21 protein-coding genes are annotated in these 25398 nt (G+C 67.4%); 15 read left to right on the forward strand and 6 right to left on the reverse strand.

Features of this window, described 5'->3' with window-relative positions:
* Positions 1–26 precede the first annotated feature (26 nt).
* The 6 genes from truA to NW198_RS07295 all read left to right on the forward strand — a co-directional run bounded on the left by truA (position 27) and on the right by NW198_RS07295 (position 7299).
* On the forward strand, positions 27–830 hold the full coding sequence (truA, locus tag NW198_RS07270; protein WP_087314467.1) for a tRNA pseudouridine(38-40) synthase TruA: 804 nt from the start codon (positions 27–29) through the stop codon (positions 828–830).
* A gap of 29 nt (positions 831–859) precedes the next feature.
* A complete protein-coding gene (locus NW198_RS07275) occupies positions 860–1765 on the forward strand; it encodes a putative manganese transporter (RefSeq protein ID WP_258340570.1) in 906 nt (301 codons plus the stop codon).
* Between the two features lie 213 nt (positions 1766–1978).
* A complete protein-coding gene (locus NW198_RS07280) occupies positions 1979–2728 on the forward strand; it encodes a hypothetical protein (RefSeq protein WP_258340571.1) in 750 nt (249 codons plus the stop codon).
* A 116-nt stretch (positions 2729–2844) separates the two neighbouring features.
* Positions 2845–3918: a glycosyltransferase family 2 protein gene (locus NW198_RS07285; RefSeq protein ID WP_087314461.1), complete on the forward strand. Its 1074-nt coding sequence runs from the start codon at positions 2845–2847 to the stop codon at positions 3916–3918.
* 138 nt (positions 3919–4056) lie between these two features.
* Positions 4057–6393 (forward strand): formate C-acetyltransferase/glycerol dehydratase family glycyl radical enzyme, encoded by a 2337-nt coding sequence (locus tag NW198_RS07290; RefSeq protein ID WP_258340572.1) that lies wholly within the window; start codon positions 4057–4059, stop codon positions 6391–6393.
* Between the two features lie 36 nt (positions 6394–6429).
* Positions 6430–7299: a radical SAM protein gene (locus NW198_RS07295; protein WP_258340573.1), complete on the forward strand. Its 870-nt coding sequence runs from the start codon at positions 6430–6432 to the stop codon at positions 7297–7299.
* 165 nt (positions 7300–7464) lie between these two features.
* Here the strand turns inward: NW198_RS07295 and NW198_RS07300 are convergent, their stop codons facing one another.
* Positions 7465–8613, reverse strand: coding sequence for a glycosyltransferase (locus NW198_RS07300; RefSeq protein ID WP_258340574.1), 1149 nt, complete (start codon positions 8611–8613; stop codon positions 7465–7467).
* 94 nt (positions 8614–8707) lie between these two features.
* Between NW198_RS07300 and NW198_RS07305 the strand changes: the two genes are divergently transcribed.
* The 3 genes from NW198_RS07305 (at position 8708) to ychF (ending at position 12372) form a co-directional block, all read left to right on the forward strand.
* Entirely contained in the window at positions 8708–9700 is a 993-nt protein-coding gene (locus NW198_RS07305) for a glycosyltransferase (RefSeq protein ID WP_087314453.1), read from the forward strand.
* A 286-nt stretch (positions 9701–9986) separates the two neighbouring features.
* Positions 9987–11285, forward strand: a complete 1299-nt coding sequence (locus tag NW198_RS07310; protein WP_258340575.1) for a 4Fe-4S binding protein — start codon at positions 9987–9989, stop codon at positions 11283–11285.
* Between the two features lie 10 nt (positions 11286–11295).
* Positions 11296–12372 carry a redox-regulated ATPase YchF gene (gene ychF / locus NW198_RS07315; RefSeq protein ID WP_087314450.1) on the forward strand — a complete coding sequence of 359 codons (1077 nt, stop codon included), beginning with the start codon at positions 11296–11298 and terminating at the stop codon, positions 12370–12372.
* Positions 12373–12479: 107 nt separating this feature from the next.
* On the opposite strand, the gene NW198_RS07320 is transcribed toward ychF, so the two are convergent.
* Both NW198_RS07320 and NW198_RS07325 read right to left on the reverse strand, forming a co-directional pair.
* Positions 12480–14609, reverse strand: coding sequence for a hypothetical protein (locus NW198_RS07320; RefSeq protein WP_258340576.1), 2130 nt, complete (start codon positions 14607–14609; stop codon positions 12480–12482).
* Positions 14610–14661: 52 nt separating this feature from the next.
* Positions 14662–16176 carry an LCP family protein gene (locus NW198_RS07325; RefSeq protein ID WP_258340577.1) on the reverse strand — a complete coding sequence of 505 codons (1515 nt, stop codon included), beginning with the start codon at positions 16174–16176 and terminating at the stop codon, positions 14662–14664.
* A gap of 218 nt (positions 16177–16394) precedes the next feature.
* On the opposite strand from NW198_RS07325, the gene guaA reads away from it, so the two are divergent.
* The 5 genes from guaA (at position 16395) to NW198_RS07350 (ending at position 21795) form a co-directional block, all read left to right on the forward strand.
* Entirely contained in the window at positions 16395–17984 is a 1590-nt protein-coding gene (guaA, locus tag NW198_RS07330) for a glutamine-hydrolyzing GMP synthase (RefSeq protein WP_258340578.1), read from the forward strand.
* A gap of 103 nt (positions 17985–18087) precedes the next feature.
* Positions 18088–19347: an ATP-binding protein gene (locus NW198_RS07335; RefSeq protein ID WP_258340579.1), complete on the forward strand. Its 1260-nt coding sequence runs from the start codon at positions 18088–18090 to the stop codon at positions 19345–19347.
* Positions 19344–20261, forward strand: coding sequence for an FRG domain-containing protein (locus NW198_RS07340; protein WP_258340580.1), 918 nt, complete (start codon positions 19344–19346; stop codon positions 20259–20261). Before NW198_RS07335 ends, NW198_RS07340 begins: the two co-directional genes overlap by 4 nt.
* A gap of 365 nt (positions 20262–20626) precedes the next feature.
* Positions 20627–21253 (forward strand): sugar O-acetyltransferase, encoded by a 627-nt coding sequence (locus tag NW198_RS07345; protein ID WP_258340581.1) that lies wholly within the window; start codon positions 20627–20629, stop codon positions 21251–21253.
* A gap of 47 nt (positions 21254–21300) precedes the next feature.
* A complete protein-coding gene (locus NW198_RS07350; protein ID WP_258340582.1) occupies positions 21301–21795 on the forward strand; it encodes a S9 family peptidase in 495 nt (164 codons plus the stop codon).
* A 51-nt stretch (positions 21796–21846) separates the two neighbouring features.
* On the opposite strand, the gene NW198_RS07355 is transcribed toward NW198_RS07350, so the two are convergent.
* Positions 21847–23742, reverse strand: coding sequence for an oleate hydratase (locus NW198_RS07355; protein ID WP_258340583.1), 1896 nt, complete (start codon positions 23740–23742; stop codon positions 21847–21849).
* A gap of 172 nt (positions 23743–23914) precedes the next feature.
* Entirely contained in the window at positions 23915–24529 is a 615-nt protein-coding gene (locus NW198_RS07360) for a TetR-like C-terminal domain-containing protein (RefSeq protein ID WP_258340584.1), read from the reverse strand.
* Between the two features lie 152 nt (positions 24530–24681).
* Here NW198_RS07360 and NW198_RS07365 point away from each other — a divergent pair, with 152 nt between their 5' ends.
* Positions 24682–24819: a helix-turn-helix transcriptional regulator gene (locus NW198_RS07365; RefSeq protein WP_258340585.1), complete on the forward strand. Its 138-nt coding sequence runs from the start codon at positions 24682–24684 to the stop codon at positions 24817–24819.
* Positions 24820–25174: 355 nt separating this feature from the next.
* Here NW198_RS07365 and NW198_RS07370 read toward each other — a convergent pair whose 3' ends face one another.
* Complete coding sequence (locus NW198_RS07370) at positions 25175–25354, reverse strand: hypothetical protein (RefSeq protein ID WP_258340586.1); 180 nt, start codon at positions 25352–25354, stop codon at positions 25175–25177.
* Positions 25355–25398: the final 44 nt, after the last annotated feature.

Raw genomic sequence — 25398 nt, forward strand, 5'->3', positions numbered from 1 at the left:
ACCCTAAGGGACGAAAGGGGGCTCGCATGTCAGACCAAGACGAGGCAACGCTGGTCATCAAGCTCGGTTACCGGGGGGCGGACTTTGCCGGCTTCGCGGAGCAGCCCGGCACGCGCACCGTCGCCGGCGAGCTGCGCCGCGCCCTCGAGACCGCGCTGCGCCGTCCCTGCGAGCTCACCTGCGCGGGCCGCACGGACGCCGGGGTCCACGCGATCGCCCAGTACGTGAGCGTTCCCGTCTCGGGCGCCGAGAAGGACGAGCTCTCTGGCTCGCGCCTCATGCGCAGCCTCGTGGCGCTCACGCCCGACGACCTTTCCGTGCAGGCGCTCTACCGGGCCCCTGCGGGCTTCTCGGCCCGCTTTGACGCCCTCGCGCGCAGCTATCGCTATCGCATCGCCGCCTCGGACGCCCGCCCGGTGCTCGCCTGGGACCACGCCTGGTGGTATCGCGGCGCACTCGATGCCGAGGCCATGGACGCCGCCGCCCAGGCCCTCGTGGGGGAGCACGACTTTAAGAGCTTCTGCAAGGCCTCCTCCGCGGAGGGCAAGCCCACCTGTCGCTACGTGGGCCATCTCGGCGTCAGCCGCGTGACGGAGGCGGGCGAGGAGCTCGTTGCCATCGACGTCACGGGCAACGCCTTCCTCCACAACATGGTCCGCACGATTGCGGGCACGCTCGTGGAGGTGGGCCGCGGGCATCGCGACGCCGTCTGGGTCTCACGGGTGCTCGAGGCGCGCGACCGCACCGCGGCGGGCCCCTGCGCCCCCGCGAAAGGACTCACGTTCGTCGGGGTAGAATATCCCGAGCACTCCCTTGCGCCCTGGGACTGACGGGCGCTCACGCCTACGAAGGAAGCATCTTGGACCTCCTCATCCACGTTCTTGAGCACAGCGTGGAGGACACGCTGCGGCTCGTGCCGTTTCTGTTTGTCACCTACCTCACCATGGAGGCGCTCGAGCACGCCAGCGCCGACCGCGTCCAGCGCGTGGTCGAGCGCTCCGGCAAGGCGGGCCCCGTCGTGGGAGCGCTGCTCGGGGCGGTGCCCCAGTGCGGCTTCTCCGCCATGGCGGCCACGCTCTACGCGGGGCGCGTCCTCACGGCGGGCACGCTCGTCGCGGTGATCCTCTCGACCTCCGACGAGATGGTGCCCGTCTTCCTCGCGCACCAGGAGCCCGTCGGGCGCATGCTCGCCATCATGGCGGCAAAGGTGCTCGTGGGCATCGTCATCGGCTTTGCCGTGGACGTGGCGCTGCGTCTCTTGCGCCGTGCCGGCGACGGGCACGCCCACATCCACGAGCTCTGCGAGCGCGCCCACTGCCACTGTGACGACGAGCCCGAGGGCCACGGTCACGACCATGGGCACGGCCGCTGGGCCGTGGTGCGCTCCGCCGCCGTCCACACGGTCCAGGTGAGCGCGTGGATCCTCGTCATCACCTTTGTCTTTGGCCTCGCGATGGAGCTGGTGGGCACCGAGAGCCTCGCCGCCGCCGTGGCCAACCACCCGGTGCGCGCCACCTTCCTCTCCGCGCTCGTGGGGCTGATCCCCAACTGCGCCGCGAGCGTCGCGATCACCGAGCTCTACCTCGAGGGCGCCCTCGCGGCCGGACCCATGCTCGCCGGTCTTCTCGCCTCGGGCGGCGTGGGCCTGCTCGTGCTCTGGCGCACCAACGTCGACGCGCGCCAGAGCGCCGTCATCACGCTGTTCGTCTACGGCATCGCGGTCGTGGCGGGCCTTCTGGCGGGCGTGCTGGGCGTCTCGTTCTAGCACCCGCCGCGGGATGGGCGCGGGGCCGACGGCCCTTCTCGCCGTGGCCCTGCCCGGCCAAAGCCGCGATTTCCTATAATCGAGTGAGAAGAGTCGGATGACTGCGCCGCCTGGCCGCCCCGTCGCCTGTGGCGACGCCTGGCGAGGGTCCGGCGCAGACGGGGAGGTGCGAGCGAGATGCCGAGGAGGCGCGAGAGGTTCGACAGGAGCGACGTGCCGCGAGAGAGCCCGTATCGCAACGTCATCGGGGCGGTCGTGTGCGTGGCGGCGCTCGCCGCCGTTGCCGCCGTGGTGCTGTTTGTCTACGGCAGGGTCCAGCTCGAGTCCCACCTCGACGACCGCGACCTCTCCGAGGCCCTCTCCTCGCAGTCCGCGCAGGACCCTACCCAGGGCAACGGCTACGCGGCCTCGACGGACGCCTTCGAGAACGTGCTGCTCTACGTTGCCTCGGGCCTTGACGAGGGCGGCAGCCAGCTCGTCTCGGCCCGCGTCCTCTCCCTCAACACGACGCAGGGAACTGCCGCGATCGCCGGCATCCCCGCCATCGCAAAGATCGACTTCGAGAACCCCGCCGCGCTCGGCGACGTCTATCTTTCGTCCGGCCCCGCGGCCACCGTCGAGCTGCTCTCTGACGAGACGGGCATCGTCTTTGACCACGTGATCGTCTCGACGGCGGACGTGCTCGGCCAGCTTTCCGCGCTCGCCGCCGAGGGCGTCGTCGACCCCGTGAGCCAGGCCAAGGAGCTCGTCTCGCAGATAATGACCGACCTCGAGGCCAGCGAGCTCGTCTCGCTCGCCGGGCAGGTCTTGTCGTCGGGCGCCGCGGGCATCGTCGCCGGCGAGGCGCCGCTGGTCCCGGAGACCGTCGCGGGGGCGGACGGCGCCGCCGTGGAGACGGGTTCCCAGCTCGTCGACGCCACGCAGCTCTCGCTCGCCCTCGGCCTGCTTGTGCCCGCCGTGTAGCGGCACTGTGCACATTTTGCCAAGGCCTCCCGAGAGGCCGCTCTCGCTTCCGCGCGCTGATACCCTAGTAGCGTGATCTCGCAGGTTGCCTGCAGCGGGCGAAAGGAAGCGCGGCAGTGTCGCACTACACGCCGACAACACCAACGGTCTCCGTTCTCATGGCGTCCCATGACGCCGAGAAGACCGTGCGCCGCTGCGTCGAGAGCCTCCAGGGGCAGACCCTGTCCAACTTCGAGCTGGTGGCCGTCGACGCCGGCTCCTCCGACGGCACCTGCGACCAGCTCGAGGCCCTCGCCGAACGCGACATGCGCATCCAGGTGGTGCGCGCCGGCGCGTGCTCCCGAGAGGAGGCGCTCGACCTGGCGCTCGAGCGCGCCCGGGGCGCCCACGTCCTCGTCATGGACGATGACGGCTGGGCGGACCGCGAGATGCTCGAGCGGCTCGTGGACATGGCGGGGCGCGCCTCGCTCGAGCTCGTCGTCGGGGGCTTTGGCCTTGCGCTGAGGACGCGCTCCGGCCGGGCGTCCGAGACGTCCGCCGAGGCCGAGTCCGACCGCGTCTTCGCCACCCAGCATGACTTCCGCGCGGCGGCCTGGGAGCTCTTCGCCCGCGGCCAGCTGCTGCCCGCCTGCGCCAAGCTCTTCTCGCGAGAGCTCGTGGACGCGAGCGGCGCGCGCTTCTCGGTGGGGGGCCATCACGGCCACGCCTTTGTCCTTTCGTGCCTGCGCGACGTCGAGCGCATTGGCGTGCTCGGGGGCTGCTGCTATCGCGTGAGCCGCGTCTTCGCGCCGTCTGCGGGCGACGCGCCCGCCCAGCGCGGCTTTCGCCGGCTGGAGGAGGAGTACACCGCGCTGCTGGGGCTGTATCGGCACTGGGGCCTCGAGGGGGACGCGGCGAGCATGGAGATGCTCCAGAACCGCTACGTCGAGCAGCTCGCCGGCTGCATCGAGGCCACGTGCGGCAAGGGGAGCCGCGTCCCGACGGCCGACCAGCGCCGCATCGTGGCGGAGATGATCGACACCGACCGCGCCCAGGTCGCGGCGAGCGTGGCGCGTCCCAAGGGCAACGCCGTCCGCGCCATGCTGGCGCCCATCCGCTCCCGCAACGCCGCGCTCGTGTGCGTCCAGACCCGTCTGATGTCGATGCTGAGCCCGGGCATCGCGGACGTGACGCCCGACCTCTTTGTGTAGCGGGCTGCCCCGCCGTTCTTCTCGTCATTCTCGCTCTTGTCGGGCCCGGATGTTAAGCGCGCCCCGGCCCGCCCCGGCCGCCGTCCCGCCGCGCGTCTGCGCTACACTGTGGTCCAGCCACGACTAAGGGAGAGACGCATGCTCACGCCGCGCACCCAACGCATCAAGGAGAGCCTCTTTGCCAACCCCCGCCAGATCTCGCTCGAGCGGGCGCTGCTGTATCGCGAGAGCTACCTGCGAACGGAGGGGCAGCCCCCGGTCATGCGTCGCGCGCGGGCCTTTGCCCACGTGCTGGAGAGCCACCGGATCGTGATCGACGGGGACGACCTGCTTGCCGGCAACCGCACGCCCACTCCGCGCGCGGGCGTGCTCTCGCCGGAGATGTCACCCTACTGGATCATGGACGAGCTCGACCAATTTCCGGTGCGCCCGCAGGACACCTTTGAGATGAGCGAGCGGGACAAGCGCACCTTCCGCGAGGTCCTCTACCCCTTCTGGGCCGGTCAGAGCCTCAATGACTGGTACCAGGCCCACCGCCCGGACGACGTGGCGGCGGCGGAGGCCGAGCGCGTCTTCGCGGTGGCGCAGACCGACAAGGGCCAGGGCCACATCATCGCCGACATCCCTGAGGTGCTGGGGCGCGGCCTGGGGGACCTGCTTGCCGAGGTCGAGCGCCTGAGCGCCGCCGCCCCGGGAAACGACTTCCTGCGCGCCGGTGCCCTCTGCGTGCGCGCGCTCGTCGGCTACGTGCGGCGCTACGAGCGCATCGTGCGCGACGCCGCGGAGGGCCGGGCGCCCGAGGACCAAAACGCCACGGTTGCGCTGCCCGTCACGCCGGAGCGCGCCGCCGAGCTCGCGCGGCTGGCGGACGTGCTCGCGCACGTGGCGACCGAGCCCTGCCGTGACCTCTATGACGCGCTGCAGCTGACCTGGCTCGTCTGCGTGGCGCTGCAGCACGAGTCCAACGCGAGCTCCATCAGCCTGGGCCGCATGGACCAGTACCTGCTGCCCTACTACCGCGCGAGCGTGGCGGCCGGCGCGAACGCCGACGAGGTCCGCGAGCTGCTCCAGTGCTTCTACCTCAAGACCAACACGGTGGTCTTTGTGCGCTCCACGGAGAGCGCCAAGTTCTTCGCGGGCTTTCCCACGGGCTACAACCTCGTGGTGGGAGGCGTCGACGCCGAGGGACGCGACGCCGCGAACGAGCTCTCCGAGCTCTTGCTCGACCTCCAGCGGGACACGCGCCTGCCCCAGCCCAACCTGAGCGTGCGCGTGCACGCCGGATCGCCCGAGGCGCTGCTGCGCAAGGCGGCGGAGATCATCCGGCTGGGCGACGGCCTGCCCCAGTGCTTCAACGACGAGGTCAACGTCGAGTCCTTCGTGCGGCGCGGCGTGAGCCTCGCCGACGCGCGCGACTACGCCGTCGTGGGCTGCGTGGAGCTCTCCATCCCCGGGCGCATGTACGGCCTGCACGACATCTGCATGTTCAACATGATGCGCTGCCTCGAGCTGGCCATGACCGGACATCCCGAGGGCTTTGCGAGCTACGAGGACCTCGAGCGCGAGGTCGAGCGCACCATCGACCACTACGTCGCCCTCATGGTTCGCGGCTGCGACGTCTGCGACGAGGCGCACCGCGAGACCTCGCCCACGCCGCTGCTCTCGGTGCTCGTGCACGACTCCCTCGAGCGCGGCGCCGACATCACCTCCGGAGGGGCGCGCTACAACCCCTCGGGCGTGCAGGGCGTGGGCACGGCCAACCTCGCCGACTCGCTCTACGTGGTCAAGAAGGCGGTCTTCGAGGAGGGCGCGCTCGGCTGGGGAGAGCTGCTCCAGATGCTCGCGCGCGACTGGTCCGGCACGGGCGACGAGGTCTGGCGCCAGCGCTTTGTCAACCGCTACGCCAAGTACGGCAACGACGTCGACGAGGTCGACCAGATTGGCCGCCGCTTCCTCGCGCACTACGGCGCGGAGGTCGAGAAGTACGAGAACGTCCGCGGCGGCCACTTCCAGCCGGGCAGCTACACCGTGTCGGCGCACATCCCGCTGGGGGCTGCCGTGGGCGCCACGCCGGACGGTCGGCGCGCCGGGGAGCAGCTCGCCGACGGCGGGCTCTCTCCGATGGTCGGGCGCGACAAGAGCGGCCCCACGGCGAGCCTGCTCTCCGTCTCCAAGCTCGAGAACGTGCGCGACACCAACGGGTCGCTGCTCAACGTCAAGTTCTCCCCGTCCACGCTCGAGGGCGAGGCAGGCATCGAGCGCCTGGTGGCCTACCTGCGCAGCTTCTGCCGGCTGGGCATCCAGCACATCCAGTTCAACGTGGTGGACCGGGCAACGCTCATCGACGCGCAAAAGCATCCGGAGGACCACCGCGACCTCGTGGTGCGCGTGGCGGGCTACTCGGCCATGTTCGTGGAGCTCGCCCGCGCGATCCAGGACGACATCATCAACCGCACCGAGCACACACTGGGCTGAGCTTTGACAAACACGTCAGGTTATATTGTCAACCCCATGACAAACACGTCAGGTTATATTGTCAACCCCGCCACGGTCACCAACGTCCAGCGCTTCTCGCTGCACGACGGGGGCGGCATCCGGACGGTCGTCTTTCTCAAGGGCTGCCCCTTCCGCTGCCCGTGGTGCTGCAACCCCGAGAACCTCTCGGCCGAGCCCGAGGTCTCCCTCAAGGAGCGTCTCTGCATGCACTGCTCGCCGCGCCCGGGCGGCGCCCCGTGCGCCACGGCGCCCGAGGACTGCCCCACCGGCGCCAAGGAGCTGCTCGGCCGTACGCGCACCGTGGACGACCTCGTGGCGGAGGTCGCGCGCGACGGCGCCTTCTTCGAGGAGAGCGGCGGGGGCGTCACGGTCTCGGGCGGGGAGTGCCTGCTGCGCCAGGACTTCCTGCTCGCCTTTCTGGAGGCGTGCCGCGCCGAGGGCCTCTCCACGGCCGTCGAGACCACGCTCGCGCTGCCGCTCGAGGACCCGGCGCGCCTGGTCGCGGCCTGCGACGTGCTGCTCGTCGACTTCAAGATCGCGGACCGGGCGCGCAGCCTCGAGGTTACGGGCATCGACCCGGAGCTGCGCGACGCCAACCTGCGCACGGTCCTGGGCCTGGGGGCGCGCGTGGTCGCGCGCATGCCGATCATCCCCGGCTTCACCGACGACGACGCCTGCGTGGCGGCCAACGTGGCGCGCATCCGCGAGCTGGGGCTCTCTCGGGTGGACGTGCTGCCGTTCCACCAGCTGGGCCAGGGCAAGTACGACGCGACGGGCCGCGACTACGCCCTGCGCGACGTCCCCCAGCTCTCCGACGCCGACGTCGAGGGCGTCGTCGCGCGCTGCGAGGCGGCCGGGCTCGCGACCGTGGTGCACGGGGAGTAGCCGCGGCGCCGCGTTCTTCTCGCCCGGCTTTTGAGGGTATGTACACTGCCCCGGACTTATCGGTTTGCAAATCCGCTGGTAGACGAGCTGTCGAGAAGAACGTGCGGACCGAGAGGGTGTACATACCCTCAGGGGCTCGCTCGGGCCCCGCCGCGCGCCGCCCCGCTACACGCGCCCGCCGCGCCGACGCCGCCGCAGGGTCTCGAGGGCAAACGAGAGCCCGCCCGTGCGGACGCGATGGAACGCCTCGCGGGCCATTCGCGTGTAGTAGGAGACGCCGCTCGTCCGGGGGCGCTCGATGTCGCGGACGCGCGAGAACAGGCGCTTGCCGGCGGGGCTCACGAGGCTGCTCCTGAGCACGAGGTCCGCGTCGAGCCGCTCCATGGAGCTTCTGAGCAGGGGCGCCACCTCCGGGGCGTCCTCGCCCACGGCGCTCACGGTGATCAGGGCGTAGTTGACGCCGCGCAGCGCGAGCGCCTCGAGCACGCGGCGGTCGTCGACCCCGGCGCGCTCGGCGGCGTCCATCATGTCGTTCCAGCGCTCGAGCGGCACGCGCGGCGAGCGCGCGGCGAAGCGCTCCGCCTCGTCGAGGTCGCGCTCGCGGTAGCAATAGCCCGCCTCGTCGGTGTAGGCGATGCGCCCGGTGCGGCAGAGCGTCTCCACCATAAACGGGTTGTCCGCCCAGCCCGCCCCGGGGATCTCGAGGAAGCGGATGCCCTTCTCGGCAAGGTAGCCGCGGCGATAGAGCGCCGACCAGATGGCGGGGTGGTGGAGCATGAGCTCGATGCCGTCGCCAATGGAGAAGGGCTGCTGGCGCGGCTTGACGCGGCCTCGGTACGGGCAGCTCGCGCGCGTCTGCGCGCCGCCGTCCCGCCCGGGGAAGACGCGCCAGTAGGCCGCCTTCACGACGTCGATCTCCTCGGCGCCGCCGTGGGCGCCGGCGCAGGCGAGAAGCCCCTCGATCCAGGCGGGCTCGACGACGTCGTCAGGCTCGACGATGGCGATCCACGCCCCGCGCGCGACGCCGATCCCGCGGTTGCAGGACGCGCCGTAGCCCTCGTTGGGCTTGTCGATGATCACGTAGCGCGTGTCGCGGGCGGCGTGGGCGCGGGCGATGGCGCCCGACTCGTCCGTGGCACCGTCGTTGACGCAGATGATCTCGAGCTCGCGATGGGTCTGCGCCTCGACGCTCGCAAGGCACTCGTCGAGCGTCGCCTCCACGTTGTAGATGGGGATGATTACGGAGACGAGGTCGTGCTCGCAGGCGCCGCGCCCGGCGTCGACGTGCTCGGCGGGTGTTGAGGTGATGCTCATGTGCCCCCTGTCTTTGGGCTCGCGCGGACGTACCCTATACTATACGCGGCGCCTGCGCGGCGCGTGAGGCGGCGGGCAAACAGGGGAGGGACTGATGAGGCGCCTGGCCATCGTGATCGTGACCTACAAGCGGCAGGGCCTGCTGAGGGGCCTGCTCGACTCCATCCTGGGCCTGACCGCGGCGCCCTGGCGCGTGATCGTCGTCGACAACGAGAACTCGCCCGAGACCGCCGTGCTGGTGGCGGACTTTGCCGCGCGCATCGACGCGCAGTGGCCGCCGGCGGCGGACGACCCGGACGCCGAGGGCGGCGCCTCGCGCGCGGTCTACGACCCCATGGCGGAGAACACCGGCGGCTCCGGCGGCTTCTCCGAGGGCGTTCGCCGCGCCTTTGAGCTGGGCGCCGAGTGGTTCTGGGTCATGGACGACGACGTCGCCGTGCTGCCGGAGGGACTCGAGGCCCTCGAGCGCTGGAGCGGCGAGGCGGACGCCATCATGGGCCAGCGGCGCGACTTCGACGGGGGCCACTTCTTCTGGCAGCACCGCTTCTGGCCCCGCCTGGCGATCTACAACCCGCTCTCGCGCGACGGCTGGCGCCAGGGCGAGCGCTACAAGCTGGCAAACGCCCTGTGCTTTGAGGGCGGGTGCTTCTCGCGCCGGGTGGTCGAGAAGATCGGCCTGCCCGACGCCCGCTTCTTCATCTACCTTGACGACGCGCTCTACGGCTACCTGGCGAGCAAGGTGGGCCCGGTCTACTACGTGCCCGACTACGTGCTCTCGCGCTGCCGTGAGGTGGCCAACAAGGAGATCGGCTCGGTCCGCCAGCTCAACTCCACCTCGGACATGACGCGCTACTACATCACGCGCAACCGCGGATACCTGGCACGCTACTTCAGGCTCTACGGCGACTACTCCGCCCCGGGCTTTGCCGTGGGCACGCTGCTCACCTTTGCCAAGGAGCTCGTCCGCCTGCTGATCGTGGACCGCGATCACCTCAAGAGCGGCATGGCGCGCCTGGTCGCCGGCCATAAAGACGCCCGCAAGATCTTGCGCGACCCCACCTGGGAGCCGATGCCGCCGCTGGCGTAGCCTCTAGGGCAACGGAGGCGCGTCCTTCTCGGCCGCGCAGGGGCAGGTCCTCGGGGCCCTCAGGGTATGTACACCCCGCCTCGAGGGTATGTGCGTCCCGCCGTCAAATGTGGGCTGCAAATCCGCAGGTCAGGGCATTGCCGAGAAGAACGAGCCGCCGCGGCAGTGTACATACCCTCAGGCCGGGGTGTACATACCCGGTAGAGCGGGCGCGGGCCGGGCCTCCTGCGCCCGCAAGGCGTACAATGAAGAGCTGCCGAGAAGACCATGGAGAGGGGACTGGCCCGTGGCCGAGAAACGCGACTTCCTAGACGACCTCATCGACCTGCAAAACGACTGGCGGGCGCTCTCTGATCTGCCGAGCTCCATGGTGAGCTCGCTCGTGGACGACCCCGAGAACCGCAAGGTCTTCAACCCGGCGGACTACAAGGAGAAGCCCTTCGCCAACTCCAACCGCTGCCTGCGCGTGGCGTCGGGCCGCGAGGACGTGTGCTCGAAGTGCCTGGACGTCTGCCCGGTCGAGAACACGCTCAGGATCCACCAGAAGTCCGTCATCATCGGCGACGACTGCCGCAAGTGCGGGCTGTGCGCCGCGGTGTGCCCCACCGAGACGTTCTCGACCCGTCACCACACCCCGCGCCAGCTCTACGACCAGATCGCGCGCGCGGCCTCGGCCTACGAGCAGTGCTACGTCACGTGCACTCGCGCGCTCAAGCGCCTGCCCCGCGGCAACGAGGTCGTGCTGGCCTGCGTGGGCTCGATCCCGCGCGACCTGTGGTTCTCGCTCATGGCGGACTACGGCAACATCAGCATCTACCTGCCCGTGGGCATCTGCGACCGCTGTCGGACGACGACGGGCGAGGAGGTCTACGCGGACGCCATCGCCACGGCTGAGGAGTGGGCCGACGCCTCGATGGGGCTCGAGGTCGACGAGGCCGAGATGACTCACGAGTACACGCGCGCCTACAAGCGCAGCCAGTTCGTGAGCGGCGCCCTCCACTCGGCGGAGCGCCTCGTCACGCGCACCAACCCGGCGCTCGCGGGCGCCCAGGCCGTGGCGAAGAAGATCTCCGACCACTCCAAGCGGCTCGACCAGCTCCAGCGCGACCTCGAGGCCGCGGTGGGCGCCAAGACCTCGAGCAATCGTCAGCGCTACCTGACCCAGGGGCGCAAGCTCATGATGGGGGCGCTCCAGCGCGACGAGGGGCTCGCGGACTTTGTGAGGCTCGAGGCCCCCGTGTGCGACTCGAGCCTGTGCACGATGTGCGGCGAGTGTGCCAAAGCGTGCACCACCCACGCCCTCGACGTCGACCGCAACGGCAACGTCACGGTGAAGGCGGCCTACTGCGTGAGCTGCGGCGCGTGCGTGGCCGTGTGCGAGGACGGCGCCCTCTCCATGGAGCCGATGGACGTGCGCGAGCTGGTGATCCCCGACAAGCTGACCGAGGAGATCCGGCGCAAGAAGGCCCTGGCCAAGGCCAAGGCGGAGGAATACAAGGAGCTGGGCAAGAAGCAGCTCGACCGCGTGGCCGACGTCCTGGAGAAGCTCGACGACTCCGCGGACGCCGAGAAGAACAAGCAGTAAGGAGAAGAACGTGTCGCTTTCCATTGGCATCGTGGGCCTGCCCAACGTGGGCAAGTCGACTCTGTTCACGGCGCTCACCAAGAAGGGCGGCCTGGCCGCGAACTACCCCTTCGCGACGATCGACCCCAACGTGGGCATCGTCGACGTGCCCGACGAGCGCCTCGGCAAGCTCGCCGAGATCGTGCACCCCGGGCGCATCGTGCCGGCGACGGTCGAGTTCGTCGACATCGCGGGCCTGGTCAAGGGCGCCAACGAGGGCGAGGGCCTCGGCAACCAGTTCCTCGCCAACATCCGCGAGACGGACGCCATCTGCGAGGTCGTGCGCTACTTCACCGACCCCAACGTCATGCGCGAGGTCGGTCGCGTGGGCGAGTTCGTGGACCCCGCGGGCGACGCCGACACGATCATGACCGAGCTCATCCTGGCCGACATCCAGTCCCTGGAGAAGCAGCTGCCGCGCCTCGAGAAGGACGCGAAACGCGACAAGGAGCTCGCGCCCAAGTACGAGGTGGCCAAGCGCCTGCTCGCGTGGCTCAACGACGGCAAGCGCGCCGCCACGATGGAGATGACCGACGAGGAGCGCGCGGAGACCAAGGGGCTCTTCCTCCTCACGATGAAGCCAATCCTCTACGTGGCCAACGTCGACGAGGAGGCTTTGGGCGAGGAGCTTGCCCCCATCGACGGCGTGACGCCGATCCCCATCTGCGCCAAGGTCGAGGCCGAGCTCTCCGAGCTCGATCCCGAGGAGGCCGCGGAGTACCTGGCGGACCTGGGCCTTCAGAAGAGCGGCCTGGAGACGCTCGCGCAGGCGGCCTATCGCCTGCTGGGCCTGCAGAGCTACTTCACCGCCGGCGAGATGGAGGTCAAGGCCTGGACCGTGCGCGTGGGCGCCAAGGCCCCCGAGGCTGCCGGCGTGATCCACTCCGACTTTGAGCGCGGCTTCATCAAGGCCGAGGTGGCCAGCTACGCCGACTACGTCGAGCTCGGCGGCGAGGCCGGCTGCAAGAATGCCGGCAAGCTCCGCATCGAGGGCAAGGACTACGTGGTCCAAGACGGCGACGTGATGCACTTCAGGTTCAACGTCTAAGCCGCCCATTCGTCGACAAGGACGCGGCCCCGGATCGCTCGGCAGAGATGGAGGCATGTCTCTGCGCGCGGTCCGGGGCCGCCTGCTGTTGGCTGTTGAGCGGCGCCCTAGCTGATGAGGTCGTCGATGATGTCGCGGTCCTTCTGTTGGTTGGGCTTGAGGCGCCCCGCCTCGAGAAGCTCCTGGTAGGTGCCGGTCTCTCGGGCCATGCGCTCGAAGAGGGCGTCCAGCTTTGGCAGCAGCTTCCAGTCGACGAGGGCCACGTGTTCGCGGACGCGCGGATCGACGGTCTGCTCCTTGAAGACCTGCTGGACGGGCCGCGGGTTGGCGAGGCGGGCGTTCTCGGCGAGCGCCGCTTCGTAGCGCTCCGGCAGCGTGTCCCACTGACGAGGGCGATAGCCGGTCGTGACCAGGTAGGCGTTCCAGCGCAGGTGCTCGAGGTGACCGATGGCCTCGCGCAGGGCCTCGTCGCTGTTCTCGCCATGGCCAAATGAGGGGAGCTCGTCAAAGCCCCGGACCCACAGGAGCCTCTCGACGGGGGAGTAGTCCGCCGTGGCGCGGCTCGAGTCGCGACCGTAGGCGTCGCAGTCGCGCCAGGCCCGGAGCGCCTCGGGGATAAACGGCGCGCTCTGCTCGGGGTCAAAGAGGTTGGGCTTGGCGGCCCCCGCGGGGGTGCCGTAGCGCAGGTTGACGAGCATGGCCATGCGGTCGAGGGCCTTGTGGAGCAGCCGTGCCGCCTGCATGGACTCGGTGGCGCTTCCGTAGATCAGCACCTGCTTGGTGTCCGCCAGGGCGGCGCCGGCGCGTCCGCCGTAGGAGTCCTCGAACGCGACACCGGGCTTCTCGACCTCGTCGTACTGGACGAAGACGGGCTCGACCTCGGGGAACCGCAGCTGGAGGCGGCGCTGCAGGATGTTGCGCAGCGAGGGCGCGCGGCCGAGGTCGGGCTCGGTGTTGATCACGAGGACCAGGTCGCCCGCGCGCGCGGAGAGGGCGTCCAGCATGTCGAACTTGCTGTCAAAGAAGTCGATCGTCGCGGGAGGCGTGAGCGCGGGCGCTCCCGGTTCTCCGTCCGGTTCGTCCGCCGAGAAGAGCGCGGGATACGACTTGCGCAGCCGGCGCTCGATGCGGTCGGCGCAGTGGCTCGCGATCATGATGTGCGGGAGACTGGCCTCGATCGACCCGTCTGCATGGGCCTTGACCAGGGCCTGCCCATTGCGCACCAGATAGGCCGTCGTGAGCACGACGCGCTCGATGTCGTCGCCCATGACGAGGGCGACAAGCGGCCTCAGGCCAAGGCCGACGCCGGTGTGCTCGACGTCGTACGGGGACGGCAGCAGCCTGCAGACGAGCTGGCGGACCTTGATCTCCTCGAGGCTGTAGGAGTAGACGTCGTCGGGCGGGACGGGGCTCTTGTCCGCCGTGCCCTCCATGAGGGAGTCGACGAACGCGGGCACCGATCTTCTCGGCAGGTCGTCCTTCCCGTAGCTCGTTACGGTGACGCGTCCGTTCCTAAAGACGACAAGCGCCACGTGACCGTCGTCGACGCGACTGGTCGCGCGCAGGCGGACGGCGTCGGCCAGGCGCCTGCGCAGCGACTCGCGACTGAGGGTTCGCGTGGTGTCCCCGCTGGTCAGACGATACGTCTCGTCGCCGGAGTCCTCCCGGACGATCGAGAAGACCGCGCGCGGCCGGCTGTCCCCGCGCGCCGCGTCGAGGGCGAAGGCGCGTGCGCATGGGGTCATGTCGCCCGAGGAGATCACGACGACGACCTGCTCGAAGTGATCGATGTGCACGCTCAGCCAGCTCGAGACGTTGGTGAAGAAGTTGAGGACCGTCTCGGCGGTGAGCGCGAGCGCGAGCAGGCTCAGGAGCTCAAAGACGACGTGCAGGGCGAGCGCGCCCGCGTTGGCGCTCGCCCACGCGATCGTGGCCTCGGCGCCCGGGAGCTCGGGGAGCAGCGAGAAGCCGTTGCCGCCGATGAAGGCGAGCGCGGCCTGGCCAAAGGCGTTAAGCGCCGCCGCCATGGAGAGCAGGGCGTCCCCGGAGGCTCCCGGCGCCGTCGCGAGCCCCTGAACCCACGAGATCGCAAACAGCGAGATAAAGAGCGCCGCAAAGACGACGAAGCGGCTCACGCGGTCGAGCAGCTTGTAGACGCAGAAGAGGGCAACCAGGATGACGGCCCCCGCAAGCAGGAGGCCAAGAGCGATCATGAGGAGCGCAGCCGGGTCATACATGATGCCTCCTGCGAATGTGGCGGTGCCGCGAGCCCGTTCTTCTCGCCCGCGGCTATGCCTGGTCCGTGCCCAGAACGACGATGACGTCGTAGGTGGTGGTGTAGCTGCCGTCGTTTTGGGAGACGTTGGCCTCGGGGACGCCGAGGGTCTTGGCGACGCCGAGCGCGGAGGCGAGGGAGTCGTCGTTGTAGTAGATCTTGGTGGCCGTGAGGCCGGACTCGTTGGCGTTGCCCGCCGCGGCCTCGAAGCCGGCGTCGGTCAGGGTGTTGGCGGTGTCTCCGGCCAGGCCCGCGACGCCCGTGGCGTTGAGGACGCTCACCGAGCCCGTGAAGGAGGCCTCGACGTCTCCCGTCGCCGAGCCGTCCTCGCTGTCGGAGATGTTGGAGCCGGTGCCGATGGAGCCCGCGATGCCCGCGGTGAAGTCCTGGCTCGCGTCGGAGTAGGGGGACTCTCCCGCGTCGACGCGCGCCATCATCTCCTCCCAGGCGGCGTCGTCGGGGATCTCGTACCAGACGCTATTGATGTACTCCGAGTTGGTGGGGGTCTGGCCCGAGTACATGTTGTTGTCGGTGTCGAGGGCGCGGAACTGACCCACGAGGCCGATGATGTCGAGCGCGCCGAAGTCCGTGGTCACGCTGTTCGCGAGCTCGGAGACCGTGGTCGCCATCGTGATGAGGTCGAGCTGGAGCACCTTCTTGACGATGGCGCCGATCACCATGCGCTGGTTGGCGGCGCGGTAGAAGTCGCCGCCGCCGTAGTCGTCGTAGGCGTGGCGCGCGCGGCACAGGCCGAGCGCCTGCTCGCCGTTGAGCGTCTGGGTGCCCGCGGGCAGGTCGATCTGGGCATAGTCGTCCTGGACGGCGACGGGCAGCGTGACCTCGATGCCGCCGATGGTGTCGACGATGGAGGTGAGCTGCTCGAAGTCGACCTCGGCGTAGTGGGAGATCTTGACGTCGGCAAACTCGGAGACGATCTCGGTCATGTAGGCCGCGCCGCCGAGGGCGTAGGCGTCGTTGATCTTGCGCTCGCCGTTCTCTCCCATGTCCACGAGGGTGTCTCGGGGGATGGAGACGAGGGTGACCTTCTGCGCGGGCGGGTCGACGCGGGTCAAGATGATCGTGTCGGCGCGGAAGTTTGAGGTGTCGGAGCCCCAGTCCTCCGAGCGCCCCTCGCTCTTGTCCACGCCCAGAAGGAGCATGTAGAAGGGCTCCTGCGGCTCGACGGCCTCGAGCTGCTCGCGGATGGAGTTGCTGACGGCACCGTCCGGGTTGAGGCGGCTGTCGATGTCTCTGAGGTAGAGCGCCACGGCCACGCCGGCGCCCAGGAGCACGACGAGCAGGCTCACGAGCACGCCGCGCAGCGCGCGGCCGCGGCCCTTCTTGCGGCTCTTGCGGTGGTACGCCTCGACGCCCTCGGAGCGCGAGGGCGCCTGCATCCGGGAGCCTCCGCTCGACGCCGAGCTCGCGCGGCGGGTCGTGCGCGGCTCTGCCGCGACGCGCTGGTGCTCGGCTCGGGATGCGCTTCCGTAGCGACTCTGGGAGAGGTGCGCCTGCTCGGCGCTCGTCATGCGTTTATGGGTTTTTTTATTGGCCACGATGGACCTCTCTGTCGTTGGGAGGCGCGGGGCCTCCGCAAGCAGCTCGGACACAACGCAAGCATCATACGAAATGTAGATGAACGGCGCATGAAGGCGGCGCGAAAGGCCCGGTTTCTTATGAAAATGCAATAATGGTTGAGCTTTGTGACAGAGACGCCCCTTGCGGGGGCGACGGGACCGGAGGACACATGAGCGAGGCGACACCCAGGCAGTTTGTTGCGGTTCTCGACTTTGGCGCGCAGTACGGCCAACTGATCGCGCGGCGCGTGCGCGACCTGCACGTCTACTCGGAGATCGTGCCGTGTGACATTTCCGCCACGGAGCTCGCCGCGCTCGCGCCCTCCGCGCTGATCCTCTCCGGCGGTCCCGCGTCCGTCTACGCAGAGGACGCGCCCAAGATCGACCCGGCCATCCTCGAGCTCGGCGTGCCGGTGCTCGGCTTTTGCTACGGCCACCAGATCATGGCCGTGACGCTGGGCGGCGAGGTCGCGCACTCCGAGGTGGGCGAGTACGGTCCGGCAAAGATCGAGCGCGTGCCCGACTCCGCGCTGTTCAACGCCACGCCGCTCGAGCAGACCGTGTGGATGAGCCACCGCGACGCCGTGAGCCGCGCGCCGCAGGGCTTCGTCGTGACCTCGCACACCGACGTGTGCCCGGTGGCGTCCATGGAGTGTCCTTCTCGCAAGCTCTACTCCACGCAGTTCCACCCGGAGGTGCGCCACACCGAGCACGGCGAGCAGCTGCTCAGGAACTTCCTGTTTGACATCTGCGGCCTCGAGGCCAGCTGGACGATGGACAACATCATCGACGAGAAGGTCGCGGAAATCCGCGCGCAGGTGGGGGACAAGAAGGTCATCCTGGCGCTCTCCGGTGGCGTGGACTCGAGCGTGGTGGCCGCGCTCGTGCACCGCGCGGTGGGCGACCAGCTCACGTGCGTGTTCGTGAACCACGGGATGCTACGCAAGGGCGAGCCCGAGATGGTCGAGGAGGTCTTCCGCGGCCAGTTCCAGGTGCCTCTGGTGCACGTGCACGCCGAGGAGCGCTACGCGGCGCTTCTGTCCGGCGTGACCGACCCGGAGGAGAAGCGCCGCCGCATCGGCACCGAGTTCTGGAAGGTCTTCTTTGACGAGGCCCAGAAGATCGGCGACGTGGAGCTGCTGGCCCAGGGCACCATCTATCCCGACATCATTGAGAGCGGGGCGAGAAAGACCGGCGGGAAGGCGGCCACGATCAAGAGCCACCACAACCTGATCCCGTTTCCCGAGGGCGTGCACTTTGACCTCATCGAGCCGCTCGACCACTTCTTCAAGGACGAGGTGCGCGAGCTGGGCGTGGCGCTGGGCCTGCCGGCGAGCATGGTGTACCGCCAGCCGTTCCCGGGCCCGGGCCTGGCCATCCGCATCATCGGCGAGGTGACTCCCGAGAAGCTCGAGGTCCTCAAGAACGCCGACGCCATCGTGCGCGAGGAGCTCGACGCCTACAACGAGCGCCTCTTCGATCAGACGGGCGAGCGCAACTCCGAGCACAGCTGCTGGCAGTACTTTGCCGTGCTGCCCGACATCCGCTCCGTGGGCGTGATGGGCGACGAGCGCACCTACGCGCGTCCGGTGATCGTGCGCGCCGTCGAGTCGAGCGACGCGATGACCGCGGACTGGGCGAAGCTGCCGTACGACGTGATCGGGCGCATCTCGTCGCGGATTGTGGCGGAGGTCGCCGGCGTGAACCGCGTGGTGTACGACGTCACGCCGAAGCCGCCCGCCACGATCGAGTGGGAGTAGGAAATTCGGCAGTTATGGGGGTATAAATCGTCAATTTTGCTAGAAATACCCCGATAAAAGAGATATTTGCTATACTGGCTCCAGTCGAGAGATTGGGGCCAGTATGCGTTTGTTCGAGCGCGAGGACTACCTCGAGCAGATCCGCGGGTTCTACCACGACGACGGCGTGATCAAGGTCCTCACCGGGGTCCGCCGATGCGGCAAGTCGTGTCTCATGCAGACCATTGCTGAGGAGCTCAGGGCCACGGGGGTGCGGGAGGACCACATCATCTACCTCGACCTCGACCGGTACGGCTTCCGCTCGGTGAAGACGCCGGACCAGCTCGAGGCGCTGATCGAGCCTGCGCTCAAGACCCGCGGCATGAAGTACCTCTTCATCGATGAGATCCAGAACGTCGAGGGCTTCGAGGAGGTGGTGAACGAGTTCCGGGCCGAGGGAGGGTTCTCCATCTTCATCACCGGGTCGAACTCCTACCTGCTCTCCGGCGAGCTCGCCACCAAGCTGACGGGGCGCTACGTGGAGTTCGAGGTCCAGACGCTCAGCTTCAAGGAGTACCGCGAGATGAAGCGCTTCCTCGGGCAGGCGGTCGACCCCAACCCCGTGGCCGAGCTCGACCGCTACATCCTCGAGGGCGGCTTCCCCAAGGCGCTCGACTACCCCAAGATGGCGGACAAGCGCGCCTACGTGAGCTCCGTCATCAAGGAGATCTTCGAGAAGGACATCCGCCGGCGCGTGAAGGTGAAGAACGTCTCGGTCTTCAACCGGGTGCGCGACTACGTCATCAACAACTTCGGCGCGACGACCTCGCTGACGAACATCCAGTCCGACCTCGAGCGGCAGGGCGTCCGCATCAAGCGCGAGACGCTCAACCGCTACCTTCAGATACTCGAGGACGCCAAGATCATCAGCAAGTGCACGCGCTTCGACATGAAGTCGCGCAAGTCGCTCAAGGGCGAGCAGAAGTACTACCTCGCGGACCTGAGCTTCTACTTCGCGCTCAACACGGACAACCGCATCAACTACGGGCCGGTGCTGGAGAACATCGTCTATTGCTACGCGAGGAGCCTGGGCTACGAGGTTAGCGTGGGTCGCATCGGCAAGCTCGAGTGCGACTTCGTCATGCGCTCGCCCGAGATGGAGTACGCCTACGTGCAGGTGGCGATGACCATCATGAACGACCGGAAGACCGAGGACCGCGAGTATCGACCGCTCGAGCAGATACGGGACAACTGGCCCAAGTTCGTCATCACGCGCGGAGACCCGATACAGCACCGCAGTGGCATCGTGCACGAGAACGTGACGGAGCTCGTCGGAGAGGGGCGGATTTTCAGTGGCTCTGCAGCAGGGGGGGAAAGACTATGATTGATATCGAGATACGATCACTGCCGGACTATTTGGAGCAGGTTTTTGCCAACAAGCGGGAAGGGTTCTATCACGAGGTTGCCGACTTAAGGATTATGTTTCGTGGGCAGGCAAATCTTGAGTGGGCGCCGCTTCCCGCCACATTTCGGACTCAAGACGATTTCTTAAATGAACATTTCTACATACGTGAGTACGAGCGTCAGATGCCAGGTGAGTGCGCAGGAAAAAGCGGCATAGAGATTCTTATTGACGCTCAGCATTATGGAATACCAACTCGTTTGCTCGACGTGACAACTAATGCACTCGTTGCCTTGTACTTTTCTTGTGGGGAGGCTGAAACGGAAGACGAGGACGGCAAGGTGCGACCCTCGGATGGAGTCGTAATCCAATTTCAGCCGGCAGGGGTTTTTATGTATTTCGATCCTTCCTGCGTAGCGTATGCGGAGTATGTGCGTCGATATAAAAATGGCATTCATTTCCCGGACTCGTGGAGAGAGGGTCTAATAGAAGCCGTGCGGCAATCGGATGGCAGGTTTTCCTGCAATGCCCGATCAGTGGTTGAGCACATGTTGTCGGAGAGGGCAGGATCTTTTTTCATCCTCCCGAAGTACTCGAACGATCGGATTGTCTCTCAGCAGGGGGCATTTCTCCTGTGTTCAACCCCCTTTGTGAAAAGAGATGATCCAGGTTTCGGAGAAGGCGTGTTCCTATTTCCCGATGAGGTAAGGAACGATTACGAGAGGCTGATTGATATTCGCTACGTAATCCCGGCAGAGATAAAGCAGGATATTCTTGTCCAGCTTGACAGCATTGGAGTTAACGAGGCGAGGCTATTCCCTGACACTGAGCATCGCGTAAAATCCATTGTTTCGTCAGTTCGTAGAACGGGAGTAGCCGGCGGGCGCAAGGATTGATGGTATGTATTCCAATTAATGGTTGGGACGAGTTGGAGTTGAGTTCAATTTGAGTTCAACTTGGGTACCTGGAAATCACCCGATTTCGGTGAATGGGGAGACGACGGTAAGCCATGTAGAGGAACACGCACGAGAGTCTATTTTTCACGTACTGAGTGGGAGTAGAACGGGGCTTTAGCGCACACGGAACGGCACTTCTTGCCCGCACCTCACGAGTGCGGGCATTTTATTATGGCGAGAAGATCCAGTGCGGGCTTGTTCTTGGCGGCTGGCGGCAAGTGCGGTCCGCCCCTGCGTCCGGGCCCGCACTGGAGGAGTGCGGGCGTCAAGTGCGGGCGTGTTGTTGAGTGGGGGCAGGTGGTCCGATGAATCTTGATGAGGTCCGGCGGCGCATGGCGGACGGGCGGCTCTATGCCTGCAACAGTCCGGAGCTCTTTGCCGAGCAGGAGCGTCGCCGCGATGTGCTGGACGCCTACAACGCCCTGCCCTTCAGCAGCTCCGTGGAGCGTGACGCGCTTCTCGCCCAGCTGCTCGCCGAGGTGGGCGAGAACTGCATGATCGAGCCGCCCTTCCACGCCAACTGGGGTGGGGCGAACCTGCACCTGGGCAGCAACGTCTACGCCAACATGGGCCTCACGCTGGTGGACGACGCCGACATCTTCATCGAGGACAACGTTATGATCGGCCCCAACGTGACCATCTGCACGGGCACGCACCCCATCTCGCCCCGCCTGCGCGCGAGGGGCCTTCAGTACAACAAGCCCGTTCGCATCTGCGCCGGAGCGTGGCTCGGTGCGTGCTGCGTGGTGCTTCCGGGTGTGACGGTGGGCGAGGGGTCCGTGATCGGCGCGGGCAGCGTGGTCACGCGCGACGTGCCTGCGGGGGTGGTCGCGGTGGGCAATCCCTGTCGCGTGCTACGCGAGATCAGCGAGAAGGACGAGCGCGTGTACGACCGAGACAAGCCCGTGGACGCGGTTTGGCTCGACGCGTAGCGTCAGCGCGGCGCACGCCTACCCCGTCCCGCTTTCGCCGATACGAAGTGACTGCGGAACCCGGCCAGCAAGGTGTCCGGCGCACCCGCCTGCGCTTCTCGAGCCGCTTGCCCGGGCTCACCTTTGGGACGGTCGGTCCCTCCTGCTTTCATGTGGATGGCTGGGACAACTATGGGCTCGACCAGGACACCGAGGAGAGCAACCAGGCCGCAGCCGTTCTGTTCGGTGCGATGCTGGGGGAGCGGATAACCGCGGACGAAATCGAAAGCGGTGCCTGCCTCGAGCGCATGCGGTCGATTTCCGCCGCCGACTTGATCGGTCCTGACGCGCCTGCAACGGTAGTGGCCTATGGAGCGCACGACCGCGTCCAGCCCTTCAAGGCCTCGCTTCGCCTCAGGGACGCGCTGGAAGACAATGGCGTTGACCATCAGTACTTCGAGTGCGCCCACTCCGGTCACGCCCTGCAAAACGATGATGCCGTCTACCGGCAGTGGCTCGAGGCGGTCGAGAAGCACCTCGACACGTACCTGCCGGTGGCCTGAGCGCGCAAACAGGACAGCCCCTTCTGCGCGCTCAGGCCGCGCCCGCCCCCGCTAAATCACCTCGAACTCCCTCAGGACCTTCTCGATGTCCGTCCCCTTGATCTTCTTGAGCGCCTCCTTGAGCGCAAACCGCTCGAGCAGCCCGAGCTTCATGTCGGTGATCGGCTTGCCGTCGCGTAGCTTCACGCTCGCCATGAGCAGGTCGCGCACGTCAAAGACGCTGCCCCACACCTCGGGCACGCCGCGGTCAACGTCGCAGAGCGTGTAGACGGCCTCCATGCCCGTGCGCATGGAGTACTCCGTGGTGAAGATGGTGTCGCGCGGGGTCTCGGCAAACTGGCCGATGAAGGCAAAGTTGACCGCGCCGTCAGGCACCACGTCGGGACGGTCCCCCGCGGCGCGCGGCATGAAGAACGCCGTGATGTAGGGCATCATGACCGGCACCGTGTTGGCGTGGTGCGCGGCGAGCTCGGGGATGCGGTCCTCGGGAACGCCCATGTGGTAGAGCCACTCCTGGCAGATCTCCTCGCCGGTGCAGTCGCGCATGGGCTTTCTCACGTAGTTGCCGGGCTCGTCGGGGAAGAGGCCGTACACCCAGACGCACAGCTCGTTGCTGGGCTGGTCGCGGAACTGCTGCTGGCGGTTGAGCGTCCAGCTCATGAGCCAGTTGGAGTCGGTGCAGGTAACGATGCCGCCGGTGACCACGTGGCCGGTGAAGGGGTCGCGCTTGCAGATCGCCTGGATGTAGGGCGGGATCTCGCCGTCGAGGGTCGTCACCGTGGCGCTCATCCACTTGGTCTTCTCGGGATCTCCGCAGAAGGTGTCGGGACGGCCGAAGCTGGGGTCCTGCGCGGCGATGCGGCGCCACATGTCCCAGCCGCCGCCCGGGGTGAGCTTGGGCCTCCACGCGGCGGGCCTGTCCTGTGCCCCCATGGTGGAGTTCTCAACGCAGCCGCCGTTGGTGATGAAGACGAGGTCGTCCTCGGTGAGGTCGATGACCGTGGTCACGCCAGCCTCGGCCCCGCCGTCCGCGGCCGTCCGGCTCAGCACGATGCGCGTCGCGACCTTCTTCTCGGGCGAGCTGTAGGGGTTGCGCGGGAAGGCCTCCTGCTGGATGCGCTGGATGGTGTCCTGTCCGGTGCCGGTGCGCGGACGCACCGGGCCCGCGCCGCCTCCGATGGAGAACCTGATGTCCTCGACCTTCGTGTTGAAGTGGAAATGCACGCCCGCTGCCTTGAGGTATTCGACGAGGGGCAAGATCATCGACTCGTACTGGTTGTACCTCGTGAAGCGCAGGGCCGAGAAGTCCGGCAGCCCGGCGATGTGGTGGATGTAGCGCTTGATGTAGAGCTTCATCTCGAGCGCGGAGTGCCAGTTCTCGAACGCGAACATGGTGCGCCAGTACATCCAGAAGTTGGAGGAGAGCACCTCGTCGTCAAAGAAGTCGGTGATGGGACGGTCGTAGAGCTTCTCGTCGGGCGTGAAGAAGAGCTCCATGATCTCCATAGCCGCCTTGTCCGAGAGGCCGAACTTCCCGGCGCACCCCGCGTCTTGCCCGCGGTTCTTCGTCGCGCGGCAAAGCGAGTAGTTGGGGTCCTCCTTGTTGAGCCAGTAGTACTCGTCCAGGACGGAGACCCCGGGCGTCTCGATGGAGGGGATGGAGCGGAACAGGTCCCACATCACCTCGAAGTGGTTGTCCATCTCGCGCCCGCCGCGCATGACGTAGCCAAGGCCGGGGATGTCGAGGCCGTCGCACGCGCCGCCGGGAACGCTGTCCTTCTCGAAGATGTGGATGTTCTTGCCCGGCATCTGGGCGTCGCGTACGAGATAGCACGCGGCGGAGAGCGCCGCCAGGCCCGTGCCCACGATGTAGGCGCTCTTGTGCTCGATGCCCGCGGGCTTCTTGGGACGAGCGAATGCCTCGTAGTTGCCGCTTGAGTAGTACATGGTCGCACCTTTCTTACGCGCGCACCGGGCGTGTCCGATGCGTCTGGTTCCATGGTGGGTCCGCGGCGGGCGGCGTACCATGGTCAGAACGGTGCTTCTGTACGGTTTCTTATCAATGCGGCCGGATTGTACGGACGGGCGAGAAGAACGGGCGAGGCCCGCGACGCGTCCCCTACGACGCGGCTGGCCCCTCCGGCACGCTGCCCTCGCTCCCGGCGACGTAGCCACCGGGGACCTCGAGCCGGTCGAGCGCGGTCTCGATGGCGCCGTCTGAGACGGTGGCCACCCGCTGCACCAGCTGCCGCGGGTCGTCGCGCATGTCTCGGGCGATCCAGTCCAGAACCGTTCCGATGAGCGCGTGCGCGAAGAAGCGTGCGATGAAGTCCCTGTCCTGGTCGTGCACGTGCCTGTGCGCCGCGTGCTCGTCAACCACGTCCTTCACCAGGTCGCTCACCACAGGGACGAGAAACCGCTCCACCTGCTCGCGGCTCATGTCGTGGTAGATGCTCGTGATGAAGGGCTTGTTCTCGCGCATGGAGAGAAACGTGTCGAGGAGGCCGGTCTGCCAGGTGTCGGCGGTCTTGTTGCCGGCGATGGCCCGTGCGGCGTCCTCCGCGCACGACCACTCGACCAGGTCGTAGATGTCCTGGAAGTGATAGTAGAACGTCATGCGGCTGATGCCGCAGTCGTCGGTGATGTCTGCGATGGTGATCTTGCCCAGGGGCTTTACGAGCAGGAGGCGCTTGAGCGACTCCTCGAGCGCGCGCTTGGTGAGCTTGCTTGACATGGGGCCTCCCGATGGTCGTTTCTCTCCGTATACCCTTGGACGACGGGTGGGTGTGTGGGCAACTTCGACTCCAGGGTCAACGACGGGCTCCGTCCTCCCGGCGACCCGTTCGCGGCGCAATCTCGCCGGGAAATCTCGCGTGGAGGATCTACGTGAGCCGCGTCACGGTGAGCCACTGGGAGACGTCGAAGACCCTGCCGGACGTCCAGAGCATACTGCTCCTCGCCAACCTCTTCGGCACGACGACCGCCAAAGCGAACGACGACGGGATTGCCGCCCTTCTCGTCTGACGAAGATCGGGACAACCCCGGATTCCTAAGCGTCTGTACGACCCGGCTTGCCATAACCCGGATTTCTTAAGCGGCCATGGAGAGCGCGGTTTGCCGCCAGCCATTCGGGGGTCGTGGGGGCTGCTGGGTGGCCCAGGGCCTCGCACGCGCGGCCCATGAACCTGATGCTGCTCTCCCAGTCGTTCAGCTCGTCGCAGGTCACCTCAAGAACGCGCACGTCAGGATGAGCGATCCGGTCAAACGGTTCTGCCTGTGTAGGCACGGCTCCTAGCTCTGAGGGTGCATCGGCAGTTGGGACCCCGCAGCAGCCATCTACGCCCCGTCCGTCGGGCCGCCCTCCTTCGGGCGATGCCCTCTAGGAAGTCACGCAGGCGCGCGGCGTCAGCCTCTTTCTCGGCGATGGCGGCGTAGGCAAGTTTCTCCGCAGCGTCTCCCCGGCGCCCGCCTCCCTCGAGACGCCGAGCTCGTATCCGAGCTGCTCCTGCGAGAGCCCTCGCTTCCTCCTGAGGTCGGCGAGCCTGTCGTTGAAGTCCATGGTCGTTCCTTTCTATCAGCTCTGCGGGCCGTACCGCTTTGGCG

Origin of the sequence: Thermophilibacter sp. ET337 (genome assembly GCF_024733715.1) — a bacterium.
Lineage (GTDB): Bacteria > Actinomycetota > Coriobacteriia > Coriobacteriales > Atopobiaceae > Thermophilibacter.